This window comes from Dyadobacter tibetensis Y620-1 (assembly GCF_000566685.1).
Classification (GTDB): Bacteria; Bacteroidota; Bacteroidia; order Cytophagales; family Spirosomataceae; genus Dyadobacter; species Dyadobacter tibetensis.
Genome location: NZ_AZQN01000010.1, coordinates 40,230 through 55,064, shown reverse-complemented (window position 1 = coordinate 55,064; position 14,835 = coordinate 40,230). Strand labels below are relative to the sequence as shown.

The 14,835-nt window shown below is 45.5% G+C and carries 9 protein-coding genes; 7 read left to right on the top strand and 2 right to left on the bottom strand.

Annotation, left to right across the window (positions count from 1 at the left end; translation table 11 throughout):
* Nucleotides 1-37: 37 nt before the first annotated feature.
* A complete protein-coding gene (locus X939_RS22710; protein WP_025765056.1) occupies nucleotides 38-397 on the bottom strand; it encodes a hypothetical protein in 360 nt (119 codons plus the stop codon).
* 111 nt (nucleotides 398-508) lie between these two features.
* Complete coding sequence (locus X939_RS0119985) at nucleotides 509-1,630, bottom strand: DmpA family aminopeptidase (protein WP_025765055.1); 1,122 nt, start codon at nucleotides 1,628-1,630, stop codon at nucleotides 509-511.
* A gap of 102 nt (nucleotides 1,631-1,732) precedes the next feature.
* Between X939_RS0119985 and X939_RS0119980 the strand changes: the two genes are divergently transcribed.
* The 7 genes from X939_RS0119980 to X939_RS0119950 all read left to right on the top strand — a co-directional run bounded on the left by X939_RS0119980 (nucleotide 1,733) and on the right by X939_RS0119950 (nucleotide 14,614).
* The gene (locus X939_RS0119980) at nucleotides 1,733-3,625 is read left to right on the top strand and encodes a helix-turn-helix domain-containing protein (RefSeq protein WP_044200184.1); all 1,893 of its coding nucleotides are present in this window, start codon (nucleotides 1,733-1,735) and stop codon (nucleotides 3,623-3,625) included.
* An 11-nt stretch (nucleotides 3,626-3,636) separates the two neighbouring features.
* Nucleotides 3,637-3,828: a hypothetical protein gene (locus X939_RS0119975; RefSeq protein WP_025765053.1), complete on the top strand. Its 192-nt coding sequence runs from the start codon at nucleotides 3,637-3,639 to the stop codon at nucleotides 3,826-3,828.
* A 44-nt stretch (nucleotides 3,829-3,872) separates the two neighbouring features.
* Entirely contained in the window at nucleotides 3,873-6,863 is a 2,991-nt protein-coding gene (locus X939_RS0119970) for a SusC/RagA family TonB-linked outer membrane protein (protein ID WP_025765052.1), read from the top strand.
* A gap of 11 nt (nucleotides 6,864-6,874) precedes the next feature.
* A complete protein-coding gene (locus X939_RS0119965) occupies nucleotides 6,875-8,419 on the top strand; it encodes a RagB/SusD family nutrient uptake outer membrane protein (protein ID WP_025765051.1) in 1,545 nt (514 codons plus the stop codon).
* Nucleotides 8,420-8,512: 93 nt separating this feature from the next.
* A complete protein-coding gene (locus X939_RS22705; RefSeq protein WP_025765050.1) occupies nucleotides 8,513-9,835 on the top strand; it encodes a SusE domain-containing protein in 1,323 nt (440 codons plus the stop codon).
* A 99-nt stretch (nucleotides 9,836-9,934) separates the two neighbouring features.
* Nucleotides 9,935-11,779: a glycoside hydrolase family 13 protein gene (locus X939_RS0119955; RefSeq protein WP_025765049.1), complete on the top strand. Its 1,845-nt coding sequence runs from the start codon at nucleotides 9,935-9,937 to the stop codon at nucleotides 11,777-11,779.
* Between the two features lie 57 nt (nucleotides 11,780-11,836).
* Entirely contained in the window at nucleotides 11,837-14,614 is a 2,778-nt protein-coding gene (locus X939_RS0119950; RefSeq protein WP_025765048.1) for an alpha-amylase family glycosyl hydrolase, read from the top strand.
* Nucleotides 14,615-14,835 lie beyond the last annotated feature (221 nt).

Here is a 14,835-nt window from a genome sequence, read left to right as displayed (position 1 = left end):
CCATTAAGACGACTCGTGCATAAAAAGTCACCCAATCTTATAGCTTTAAATGTGCCAGGTACTGTTCCCCTAATGGAGAAAGAGAGTATCCCGGTTCATGGCTAAGTGTGAGTCCCAGCGACTTAAGCTTTCGAATACTTAATTTGAGCCATTCTTGTTCTTTTTTGGCCTTCACGGCCAGATCAGCGGATTTCAGATGAGGGTTCTCACGAATGAGGATTAAGGTCTTTACAGTCCATTTCCCGAGCTTGCTCTGTTTGTCTAGCCTTTCCAGCTCCCTGTCCAGGACCAGCATAGGATCTTCCTCAGAAGAACCATCCAGACCGGCACCTTCCTGTGCTGCAGCCCTTGGAATAGACTTTCCCGTTTTTTTTGTCGTGTTTCTTCCTTGCATCATTCTTGTCCTACTATATTTTGTTTTCACAAATATACAGCTATAATTCAGAGTCTAATGGACGAGTTTGTGTAACCTTTTTAAACTATAGCTAAACAATTGGCCCTATTCTTCTTACTTTTTCAACCGCCCATACTTTTTCATCAGCGACAGTACTTTTTCCCTGGGCAAGGCTTCCACCACGTGTCCATCGGCACCTTCCAGGGTTTTAGCCATAAATAGGGAATTGATTATCGCCTCTTCGGTGGCTTCTATCACGGCCATAAATAGAGGTGATACAAAATCATTATGAAGGAAAGTGGCTGGTGCAGTTGACTGGGGGCTCTCGTGGAGCACCCGGTTGACCGTAGAGAAAGCTATCACATAATCACCGCTTCCATTAGAAGCTATCCCTCCTGTCTTGGCAAGTCCTAACATAGCTCTTTTGGCCAGGCGCTTTAAATTCCGTGCATCCAAAGGGGCATCGGTTGCCACAACGATCATACAGGACCCATCTTTTGATTTGTCCAAAACACTTTTAAAAGCATAATTACCGAGTTCCTGCCCTATAGGCACCCCATCAATCTGGAGCACACCGCCAAAATTGGTTTGCACGAGAACGCCAATCGTATATCCACCCAGATTGCCTGGCAAGACCCTTGATGAGGTACCAATGCCTCCTTTATACCCAAAACTAACCGTTCCCGATCCAGCCCCAACATTACCTTCGTCCACCTTTCCTCCCTCTGCCTGGGCCAAAGCATTTAGAATCTGCTGTTTGGAAACATGTCGACCCCTTATATTATTAAGATACCCATCGTTGGTCTCTCCCACAACGGGATTCACCGATCGGACAGTCTCATTCCCTTTTTGCCCCAGAGTCCAGTCGATAAGCGCTTCTGAAGCGGTAGGAACATTCAAAGTGTTGGTAAGGATAATAGGAGTTTCCAGATTACCAAGTTCTTCGATCTGGGTGGAGCCCACCAGTTTCCCAAAACCATTCCCTACATACACAGCAGCTGGTACCTTATGTTGAAATACATTACCCTCATGGGGGAGAATGGCTGTAACGCCTGTATGAATATCACGACCTTCATGAATGGTGATCTGCCCCACCTTCAGGCCTACCACGTCGGTAATGGCGTTGAGATTGCCGGTGGGCAATACTCCGATGACAATTCCCGATTCCCGTGCTCTTTGTTGGGCAAAAATCAGCGTTGGCAGCAAAGTGAGTGCTAACAGTGCGAATGATTTCATAGGGTTCTATTAAATTTATTAAATTTTAAAACTATATTCCAGTAGCATTGTTCTATTTGAATCAAAATGTTTAATCTTGTCCCAGATGAATTCTCAAATATCATGAAACTAACGGGACTTTTTGCACTCCTATTGTATATCATTGCCACCAGTACGTCGGCCCAAACTCGACTGATTGTGGAATCTACGCCCGCATTTCTAACCAATAATGAAAGGCTGTTTTTGGCCGCAAGTTTCAATGAATGGGATCCGGGCGATTTAAGATATGAACTAAAAAAACAAGAAAATGATACCTATACAATCAATCTTCCCGACACACTTAATCAGTTTGAATACAAAATCACTCAGGGAAGCTGGGCCTTAGCCGAGGGGACCAAAAAAGGAGAAAAAATAGGAAACAGACGTTTTATCAGGTCAGCAAATACTTCGGATACCATCCGCATAAGCATTGAAGGATGGGAAAGCAAGCCTACTTACCGATTCGTCGTAACCCGAATCCCTGAAAACACTCCTAAGGATGCGCAAATCTACATCACGGGCAATTTTAATAATTGGGATCCTGGTATGGAGGTTTATCGACTTCGGAAACAAATGGATAACACCTACCGAATTTCGGTGGTTTCGGAATTGAGCCGTCTGGAATACAAATTTACCCGGGGAGACTGGAATAGTGTAGAAGGAAAGCAGACAGGGCGTGCCTTGCCCAATAGAGTGCTGGAAAGAGCCCAAGCCGGAGAACAGAAGGATGTCAATATCGAAATTCTGACCTGGGAGGACTTCAGTGGCACCTTCAATTTTTTTTCTATATATGATCTCTTGTTGCTATTCTCAGCGTTTCAGTGTGTCCTGTTGATGATTGCCATTCCTAGTATGCAGGATTATAACCGCCGGGCCAACTATTGGTTGGTAATCTCAATCGCCTTTATAGCCGTCATGATTTTCATCCATGTCATTGCCAATTATCGCGGCGTGGCCCAATCTAATACCAAGCTACTGCTGGTTCCTGATTTTGCCATGTTTTTATATGCTCCTTTATTTTACTTTTACCTGCGGAACCTCCTCTTCAAAACCCCTATACTTCCCCGTCAATGGTGGTGGCACTTTATCCTGCCCTCTATTCAGGTATTCTTGTACATGCCCTATTTCCTCATGGAACATAAAGAGCTGCAGATATTAATTGTCAATAAGGATTCGACAATGTATCTGATGTTTATTTCATTAGGATTTATTGGACTGGTTAGCAATACCTATTATTGGTTTTTATGTAGACGCACCATGCGTACCTATCATCGAGAATATACCACGCTGGCCTCTCATGAGCAAAATATCCAGTACCTTCAAACCGTACTGATTATTCAGGCGATTTGCCTGCTCATTTGGCTATTCTCCGGGGCTCTGATGCTCTTCAACCATCTGGAAATCTCGAACACCTACGCTACCTATGAGACTAGTGTGGATACGATCTGGCTGGCTTTCTCATTGATACCTTATTTCTTAGGCTACTTCGCTATTCACCAGCCAGAAATTTTTAAGATTCCTAATAAGGAAGATTTAAGCCTCTTTAAGACCGATAAGGAGCATACAGCAGAAACGATAAGCCAGCAAACAGTTCAGGACGAGTCCAAGGAAAAGGAATTTGAGCAGATATGGCTGGAATGGCAACCCAAAATAGAACTTTATATGACTCAGGAAAAGCCCCACCACAATCCAGGCCTCACTCTGGGCGAGCTGGCCGGAAAGCTCAAGATGCCCCCACACCAGCTTTCCCGAATCATTAATGAGGGTTATCACAAAAACTTTTTCGACTTTATCAACACCTACCGGATCGAGGATTTTAAAATGCAGTATGAGGACCCAAAGAATAAACATTTTACCATGCTGGCCATTGCATTCGAAGTAGGCTTCAATTCGAAAACCGCCTTTAACAGGGCATTTAAGAAAATGACAGGTAGCACGCCTCGTGAATACTTTTATGACTCTCGCGTGGAGGACTAAACCAGTATTTTATGCGATTATTCATAAAAAAAGATGTACCACATTATAAAGTGGGTCTTTCTGATCGCCTCTATACCTCTAATATTCAAATATTTACTGACTATAATTCAATTGGTACCTTTTCCGGCATCACCCTCAAAGTGGAACGACTGCAGGTAGCTCCCTATAGTATTTTTGCAAGATCAATTTTGATAATTGAGTGACCTGTCAAGGTTCATAGCAAATCTAACTATTAAATAAAAAGGTGATGACAGAAATTTATACGTCAAAACGGGAATGGGGAAATGCGTCCAGTACCGTACCAAGCAGACTCCTTTTCCTTCTGCTATTTTTACTTATCATAGGGCAGAGTGTTTATGCTCAGCTTACGGTGAAAGGTACAGTGACCGACAAAGCCGATGGATCGCCCATTCCGGGAGCTACGGTCCTGCTTAAGGGAGGAACCGTAGGTACCCAAACTAATCTGGATGGAACGTATGAACTCTCAGGAATTCCAGCAGATGCGGTGCTGTCCTTTAGTTTCGTGGGAATGCTCAGCCAGGACATAGCGGTAGGCAACCGCTCAATCGTCGATGCACAACTGCAGTCCGACTCCCGGCTATTACAGGAAGTAGTGGTTGTGGGGTATGGAACTCAAAAGAAATCGGACTTGACAGGCTCAATAACAGCCATTAGCTCTGCAGATTTTGTAAAAGGAAATGTCAACACTCCTGAACAATTAATCGCTGGTAAATTAGCGGGCGTTCAAATCACCTCGAACGGAGGGGCCCCTGGTTCAGGGAGTAAAATCCGCATCCGTGGAGGATCCTCACTAAGCGCCAGCAACGATCCGCTTATTGTAGTGGACGGAATCCCCCTGGATAATAGCGATATCAAGGGAGCTGCCAATCCCTTAAGTTTCATCAACCCCAACGATATTGAATCGTTTAACGTACTGAAGGATGCCTCTGCAGCGGCTATTTACGGCTCTCGGGCCGCCAATGGAGTTATTATCATCACGACCAAAAAAGGGAATACCCGGGATAAAACAAAAATAACCTTCAGCACTTTACTATCGGCAAGTCGCATTGCTAAGAAAATGGATGTGCTTGATGCCAACCAGTTTCGCGAAGTAGTAAATGCTCAAGGAACCGAGAGTCAAAAGCTGTTACTGGGCTCCGACAATACCGACTGGCAGGACCAGATCTACCGAACGGCTATCAGCAGTGATAATAATCTAAGTGTAACAGGTGCCGTCAAAAGCATCCCATATCGAGTTTCGGTTGGTTATAATGCACAGAACGGTATTCTGAAAACTTCGGCCATGAATCGTACCTCAGCATCTTTAGGCCTTAGCCCAATGTTTCTGAAAGATCATCTGAAAGTCGATATCAACCTAAAAGCATCCACCACCAAGAGTGACTTCCCCGATGAGGGGGCCATTGGCAGTGCCATCGGCTTCGATCCTACTCAGCCGGTTTATGTAGATAACGAAAAATTTGGAGGTTATTTTCAATGGCTTAATCCTCAAGGGAACATAGAAGCCCTGGCGGCTTCTAATCCTTTATCATTACTAAAATTAAAAAGCAATGAAGGTACCCTGGACCGGGTGATCGCCAACGTTCAATTCGACTACAAGTTTCACTTCCTTCCCGACCTTCGTGCCAATTGGAATATTGGACTCGACCGATCCAAAACCAATGGAGAGGAATATTCTTCTAACCTTGTTTCGGCAGGGTCATTCACCAATAACGGCTCCACGGGATATTATACTCAAAAGCGTCATAATTTCACCAACCAGTTCTATTTGAATTATGTAAAACAAGTCGGCAAGCAGAATTTCAATATCATGGCGGGGGCCGAAAATCAAGGTTTCGTCCGCGAAAATGAGAATGGAACTACCTATGGAAATCCTGACGTAGTGGGTATTCGCTCCTATTTTAAGACCGACTATGCTTTGCTATCCTATTTTGGAAGGCTAAATTATGCCCTCAACGACCGCTACCTCGCTACGGTCACCGTGCGCCGAGACGGCTCGTCCCGTTTCGCCAAAGAAAATCGCTGGGGCACATTCCCGTCAGTAGCCTTAGCCTGGAAAATCAACAAGGAGTTCGCCCGGGACGATATATTCTCGGATCTTAAACTCCGCCTTGGCTGGGGTATCACCGGCCAGCAGGACCTGTCTTCGGGCGATTACCCCTATCTCAACGCTTATACCCCCGGACAAGGACTGCGTTACCAGCTCGGCAATACTTTCGTAAATGTCCTAAGACCAAATGCCTACGATCCTAATATCAAATGGGAGCAAACACAATCCACCAATATTGGCTTAGACTTCGGATTAAGCAAGCAGAGAATTTCCGGAAGCATTGACGTTTATCAGAAAAAAACAACCGATCTGATCAACGAAATTGATGTTCCAGCCGGATCCAATTTCAGCAATAAGGTAACCACTAATGTAGGTAGTCTTGAGAATACAGGAGTAGAAATTGTCCTTAACTACAGTCCCGTTATGACCGAGAATTTCACCTGGGACATCAGCGGAAACCTTACCTATAACAAAAGAAAGATTACTGCCCTGACCAAGGTAGATAACCCAAGCTATGTGGGGGTACTCGTGGGAGGTATAGATGGAGGAACGGGCAATTATGCCCAGGTTCATTCTACAGGATATGCACCAAATGCCTTCTTTATGTATCAGCAGGTTTATGATGAATCAGGAGCACCCATAGAAGGCGTATTCGTAGACCGCAATGAAGATGGTATTATCAGCGAACTAGATCGTTACCGCTACCAAGCAGCGGCTCCCGACCTATTCTTGGGTCTTAGTTCACAATTTATGTATAAAAAGGCTAGCCTCGGATTCGTGATGCGGGCCAATGTGGGCAACTACAATTTCAATAATGTGTATGCCAACAGAGGTACCTATCAAGCCATCACCGGGGCAGGCAACTTTTTGAGTAACCTTTCCTCTAACGTCCTGGAAACAGGATTTGCTAGTAGAACAGATCAGTCAATACTTTCTGATTATTATGTTCAGAATGCATCCTTCCTTCGGATGGACAATATAAACTTCGGATATAATCTCGATCATTTGTTCAAAAGTGGGAAAATACGGGCTCAATTGTCATTGGTAGCTCAGAATGTATTTGTGATTACCAAATACAAAGGCCTTGATCCGGAAATTGCAGATGGCCTCGATAAGCAGGTCTATCCCCGTCCACGTACCATTTCCGTAGGCCTCAACCTTAACTTCTAATTATATTGGATATGAAAAATATATTTAAGACTACCCTTTGCGCCACGCTGATGCTCCTGGGGCTTGGCGCTTGTAAAGATTTAGACACGAAGCCCTACGTAGGCGAGGTTTCGGAGCTGGTTTATCAGGATGTTAATAATTATAAGCTTATACTGGCCAAACTTTACGCCGGCTTAGCCGTATCAGGAATCAAACCAAAGGACGACGACGTAGATTTAAAAAATTACGATGGAGGATCTCAGGGCTATATGCGGGTCTACTGGTACCTTCAGGAGTTCCCTACCGACGAGGCTGTTACGGGCTGGGGAGACCCGGGCCTTCCCGACCTTCATAAAATGAGTTGGACAGCTTCCAATCAATGGTCTTCTGCATTCTACTCTCGTATCCTGTTTCAGGCTGCGGTAGCCAATGAATTCTTGCGGGAAACAACAGATGAAAAACTTAGCTCACGGGGAATTGCCAATAGCCAGGACATCAAAAATTACAGGGCAGAGGCACGTTTTATTCGGGCATTGGTTTACTACCATGGCATCGATTTATTTGGGAACATACCCTTGGTAACCGAAAAAGATCAGGTAGGATCCGCCCTACCCAAACAAGCGACCCGTCAGGAATTATTCACCTATCTGGAAGGAGAGTTAAAGGCTCTGGAAGCGGAACTTCCTGCTCCAAAAACCAATGAATATGGCCGGGCCGACCAAGCAGCCGCATGGATGACCCTCGCTAAATTATATCTGAACGCCGAAGTTTATGTAGGACAGAAAAAGTATACTGAGGCCGCAGAATATGCCAAAAAAGTCGTAGACGCAGGTTATACGCTCGCGCCGAAATACGCTCATAACTTTTTGGCTGACAATGACAGCTCTCCAGAAACCATTTTTACCATCAATTTCGATGGGAATGAAACACAAACCTGGGGAGGCACTACTACCCTTATTCACGCAGCCGTAGGCGGAAGCATGAACCCTACCGATTTCGGTGTGGATGGAGGCTGGGCGGGTTTCCGAACCACCAAGGAGTTGGTTGGTCTATTTGATGATAAGAAGGATACCAGGGCCATGTTTTACAGTACCGGGCAGACCCTTGAAATCGACAATATTACCACGTTTACAGAGGGCTATGCCGTAACCAAGTGGAAAAATATTAAAAAGGATGGCACTCCGGGCAAGAACCTTACCCATACTGATACTGACTTTGCCGTCTACCGCCTCGCTGACGCTTATTTGATGTATGCAGAGGCAGTACTAAGAGGTGGTAATGGAGATACTTCCCTCGCCCTGGAACTGGTAAACAGGTTAAGGACCCGTGCGGAAGCCAATAAACTGACCGTCCTAACCTTGGACAACCTTCTGAACGAACGCGGCAGGGAGCTCTTCTGGGAAGCACATCGCCGCACAGACCTGATTCGCTTTGGCAAGTTCACATCTGGCTATAACTGGGCATGGAAAGGTGGAGAAAAATCAGGGAAAGATGTGGAGGACTTTAGAACTCTTTACCCTATTGCCGGTACTGACCTGGTAGCCAACCCTTCATTGGTACAAAATAAGGGTTACTAAATCCAGCTCACCAATTATACCGGGCTGGGATGGTCCCAAATCTGGAGGTCCCAGCCCCCCTTTAGATTGTCTACACCGACTTAAAATCAGAAGATGATGAAACTTTTCAATCAATTATTGCTACTAACATTTACTGCACTCCTTGCCTGGAGCTGTATGAAGGAGCAGGATATGGCCATCCTGAACACAGGGGCTATCCCTAACGTCAGCCTATCTTCTCAGGACTTAGTGCTCGACAAAGAGGCCAGTCAAACAGAAGCGCTTTCTATAAGCTGGCAAACAGATTATGGCTTCAATGCCGCTGCAGCCAATACGATTCTCCTTGACAAAAAAGGGGGAGATTTTTCCAAAGCTGCCTCCGTTACAACTGGATCGGCTCAGGAGAAAAAATTTAAAACCGCTGAGCTCAACAGTTTACTAATAGGACTTGGCCTGGCTCCCGGTGAAGCTTCCGAGGTAGATATCCGCGTCCAGTCCAAGCTGGGTGCAGCCACCCTGCTCACCTCCGAGGTGATGACCATAAAGGTTACCCCCTATTCCGTAAAGCTAGACCTTAGTTCTCCCTGGGGAATTGTGGGCAGCGCGATTAACGATTGGGGAAAAACTCCCGACGCTCCCCTCTACAAAACCGATGTAGCAAATGAGCTGGTAGCCTATGTTACCTTTATCGATGGGGAGATAAAATTCCGTCAAAATAATGACTGGGCCGTTAATCTGGGCGGGAAAGATGGAAAACTCTCTGATGGCGGTGACAATATTACTGTAAAGGCAGGTACTTACAAGGTAAGCTTCAACGCTGTGGCCCTTACTTACAAAATTGAAAAATACAGCTGGGGACTGGTGGGCAGTGCCGCCAACGACTGGGGAAAAACGCCCGATCTGGCCTTGACGTATGACCCCTCAGTAGACCTCTGGACTGCCGTAGTGAATTTGATCGATGGGGAAATGAAATTCAGATTAAATAACGATTGGGGCATCAATTACGGGGGGGCTAATGGTGTTTTGGTGGATAATGGAGATAATATCATCGTTAAAAAAGGCACCTATCTGGTGACTGCCGATTTCAAAAATCTTAAATATACCCTTTCCACCTACGCGCCCTGGGGCATCGTCGGCGATGCTACCGCTACCGGTTGGGGTGATAAGCCCGACCAGAAATTCAAATACGATTTGAGTACCGAAACCTGGTATCTCAATAATGTGGTGCTAAAAGCAGGAGCGATAAAGTTTCGCCAAAATGACGATTGGGGTATTAATATGGGATCGACTGCCGAAACCGAGCCCGACCCCATTGCCGCAAGCGGGCCATTGAAAAGTGGTGGCAAAAACTTTAGCGTGACGGCAGGGACATGGAGCTTTGTCCTAGACCTGAAAGACCCAAATAACGCGAGTTATACAGCCACCAAAAGCAAATAAACATACATCAGCACCATCAAATAAAAACCGAAAGGGCACCTGGTCAATGGGCCATGGTGCCCTTTAAATTTTTTATGATCGCTAAAATTCTTTCCTGTTATGTTCAGAAATCTCCAATATTTATGCCTGCTGTTAATAGCTTTAGGCGCTAATGCCCAAGGGCCAATCCAGCATATAGAACCCCTGAACTGGTGGGTGGGTATGAAAAGTCCACTACTTCAGCTTATGGTTCATGAGACAGGTATCTCTTCTTACCAGCCCAAAATTAATCATAAGGGGGTAACCATTAAAAAAGTGCATCGCACCAATAACCCCAATTATCTATTTATAGATTTACATATCAGCCCCAATACACAGGCGGGTGAGATGGATATTCTTTTTGAACAGAGTGGAAGAAAGCCTATTCACCAATCTTACTCTCTTCTTGAACGAACCCCTCATTCGGCGCAACGAGAGGGCTTCTCTGCCAAGGACGTCATCTACCTGATCACGCCCGATCGTTTTGCTAATGGTAATCAACAAAATGATCAGATTTCCGGGCTTTCCGATACCCTAGACCGAACGGCCATGTATGCGCGTCATGGCGGGGATATCGCAGGAATTATCGACCATCTGGATTATATAGAAAAATTAGGAGTAACGGCCCTATGGATCAACCCTCTGCTGGAAAACAACATGCCCACCTATTCCTATCATGGCTATGCGATTACCGATTTCAGCAAAACGGATCCCCGATTTGGAACCAATGAAGATTATAAGCGACTGTCATTGTTGGCAAAAGAAAGGAACATTAAACTTATTGCCGACATGGTGGCAAACCACTGCGGTTTGGAACATTGGTGGATGAAAGATTTGCCCGATAGCAACTGGGTAAATTATCAAAATCAACCTGTGACCATCACAAATCACCGACGTGAAGCACTACATGATGCCTATGCCTCCGCTTCCGACATCAAACTTCAAAGCGATGGCTGGTTTGTGCCCACTATGCCCGATTTGAACCAGCGGAATCCATATCTGGCGCAATACCTCATTCAAAATGCCATATGGTGGGTAGAATACGCCGACCTGGGAGGCATCAGAATGGACACTTACCCCTATCCAGACAAGGAATTCATGGCGGAGTGGAGCCAGCGTATCATGGCTGAATATCCTGATTTCAACATAGTAGGAGAAGAGTGGTCATACAACCCCAGCCTTGTGGCGAACTGGCAAAGGGGGGTGAAAAATAAGGATGGATATCGCTCCAATCTCAAAAGCCTAATGGACTTCCCTCTGAATGAAGCTCTGATTAAAGCATTTAACGAAGAAGAATCATGGGGCGAAGGCCTTATCAGGTTATATCAAACATTGGCCAACGACTACGTCTATGCACAGCCCAACGACTTGGTAACCTTCACAGATAACCATGACATGAGTAGGATTTTCACTCAATTGAAAGAGAATTCAGACCATTTAAAACAGGCCCTGGTGTTTTTGATGACTACCCGGGGAATCCCTCAGCTATATTATGGCACAGAAATCCTGATGTCAAACCCAAACAGTGAGGAGCATGGGGAAATCAGGGGTGATATGCCTGGAGGTTGGCAAGGAGACAGTATTAGCGTATTCAACCAAACCGGCCTTACAGATGCTCAGGCAGACCTGCTCCATTTCACAAGGAAACTGCTCAATTGGCGAAAATCGGCTTCGGCAGTACATCAGGGTAAACTGATGCATTTTGCACCAGAAAATGGCGTGTATGTTCAGGTCCGATACAACGCCCAGCAAAAAATAATGGTCATACTCAATAAAAATAAAGAGCCGTATCAGCTAGACCTGCAACGTTTCAAAGAAATAATTCCAAACCAGTTTACAGCCCGTAATATCCTGGAAGACACTACCATTCATGTCAAAAAATCCGTAATGCTTCAAGCCGGTAAAGCAATGATATTGGAATTCTAGCGGCAAATTTTCTTTCATACATCGGAGCAATGCTGACGCCCTAAAACCATGCAGAAAATGAAAAATTATATCATTACTATTTTCCTTTGCTGGATTTCCTCCTTGTGCCTGGGACAGGCCCTGCAAGTCAGCCCGGCATTCCCTATTTCCAACGGTAAAGTCACCCTCACTTTCGATCTGAAATTGGCTAAGGATAGCCGAAAAGAGGGATTGCTAAACCCATCTGCAGATCTGTATATTTGGGCGTGGGGAGGCTCCGAAGCCAATAATCAGTCCGAATATGGTCCCGAAGGACAAACTAGTTTCGACAAACCCTTTGCCCCGGGGAAACTGACCGCCTTAGGAAATGATAAATGGAGTATCACCTTTATTCCAGATCAGTATCTATCAGTTCCAACTGGTAAAAAGCTGGTTTGGATGGGTGTTTTAGTGAAAAATGCAGATGGCTCGGCACAGACAGAAGATTTCACATTCGATCTATATCTTTCAGGTGCGCTACAGGTAGCCTTCACCCAGCCACAGGAGGAACATTTTTTCGTAGAAGCTAATACGACCATCGATATTCTGGCCAAGGCCTCTAAGGTCTGTGATCTGAGTATCTCCGTAGACAATATCCCGCTGACCTCACTCACCGATAGTATTATCGGAGCGAAAATACCTACCGGCAGGGCCGACAATCGCTCACACCTAGTACTGGTAACGGCGAAAGCCAACGGAGAAGAAAAACACGATAGCTTTACCTTTACCGTTAATCCCAGCCCAAGCATAGCATCTTTGCCCCAAGGCCTGAAAAAAGGTATAAACTACACCTCAGATCGTTCGGCCACTTTGGTATTATTCGCTCCCGACAAAAATTTCGTTCACCTCCTAGGGGACTTTAACGAATGGATGCCTCAGTCCGAGTATCTAATGAACCGTACCCCCGACGGTAAAACCTATTGGCTGGAACTGAAAAATTTAGAACCTGGTCGAGAATACCCCTTTCAATATCTGGTGAATGGTGTAACGGCAGTGGCCGATCCCTATTCAGAGAAGATACTCGATCGAAATAATGACCATTTTATTCCGGACAGAAATTACCCAGACCTGCTGCCCTTTCCCGATCGGGCCAAGGACAATATTGTAACGGTATTGCAAACCAACCAACCCACCTATTCCTGGCAAAATAAAGCCTTTGAACGGCCCAAGTCTGAGGATTTAGTAATTTATGAATTGTTGGTTCGAGACTTTGCGGCCACCCAGTGGTACCAAACTCTGGCAGACACGCTACCATATTTAAAGAGACTTGGAATCAATGCCATCGAATTAATGCCGATCATGGAGTTTGCAGGAAATGACTCCTGGGGCTATAACCCTATATTTCCCATGGCCCCCGACAAAGCCTATGGGCGTCCCCAAGATTTGAAGCGATTTATAGATCTCTGCCACCAAAATGGTATAGCCGTAATTTTAGATATGGTACTCAACCAGGCCGATTACGATTTTCCATATGTGAAGATGTATTGGGATGGAAGTCAGCCCGCTAGCGACAGTCCTATGTTCAATAGGCAGGCTACACACCCCTTTAGCGTATTTTTCGACTTCAATCATGAGGCCCCTGCCACAAAAGAACTGGTCAGAGACGTCACACGGTTTTGGCTGGAAGAGTACCATTTCGATGGATATCGCTTCGACTTGTCCAAGGGGTTCACCCAAACGCTTTCGGAAGGTAATGTGAATGCTTGGGGGCAGTATGATGCCAGCAGGATCGCCATTTGGAAAGAAATCTACAACCATATACGCTCAGTCGATTCCACAGCCTACGTCATTCTAGAGCATTTTGGAAGCGACCAGGAAGAAGCAGAGCTCACAAAGCATGGGATGCTAGTATGGGACAACCAGAATGGGGCATTTCGCGAGACCATAAAAAATGGAAAGGGGAACTTCAACCGCCTGTCCTGGAAAAATCATATAGGGTTCGACCGTCCAGCCGCTATTGGTTATATGGAAAGTCACGATGAAGAAAGATTGATGTTTGATGCCCAAACCAATGGGGGGATAGGCAACGGGTACTCGGCACGAAACCTTAACAGTGCTTTAGAGCGGGTAAAAGCCTCCTCGGCACTCTTTTTGCTGACTCCAGGCCCAAAAATGATCTGGCAATTTGGTGAACTCGGCTATGATATCTCCATTGATGAAAACGGTCGTACGGGTGCCAAGCCCATTAAATGGGAGTACCAAAAGGAAGAAAACCGTCAAAAACTGTATCAGGTAATAGCCCAGCTTATAGCACTACGAGATCGTAGTACCCCTTTAGCATTTGATTTGGACGCAGGCGTAAACCCCCAAAAAAAGCTTCACCTTACCACCCAGGATTATGAACTATGGGTGCTGGCAAATTTAGGACTGGAACCAGCGGACCTTACCCTTCCGGCAGGGACTTGGTTCGACTATTTCACGGGCCAAACCCTGCCTAATGTTGACAAGTTAACATTTAGTCCCGGCCAGTTCCATATCCTAACCTCGGTGGCTTTACCAAGTCCACAGCCGAATCTTGTACCTTGGGAAGTGAGTGTGGTAACAGGAAATGAGCCCAAAACGGAGGCAAAAAAAATGATTCTGGCCCCTAATCCGGTAACAGAATCCGCGCTAATCAGCTGGTCCAGCACTTATTTGGGCTACATCTCCATGAAGATTTTCGATTCCGGAGGTCAACTTCTGGAAACATACCAATACCCCAAAACCGACATTCAATTTAAGCAGTATTTAGGCTTTGATCATTTAACAAGCGGCATTTATATATTACAAATTCAGGAAGGGACACATTCCTTTAGCAAAAAATGGATTAAGCAATAGTGCATCATAACGGGTATAGGATAAGCTGTCAGATTTTTATTCTTTCTGTATGGCTGAAGGGTAAGTACCACAGCAGACGATGAACGGGTTAAACAATTCATAAAGGGATGGGTTATTCCTTTTTCTAGTTTAACTACCTTTGTCAGGAAGCCGATACTTCCCGCAGGGGGGCAAGGTTGGCTTCGGACCCAAAAGATAGACAGAAGGGGTTTTAACCTCAA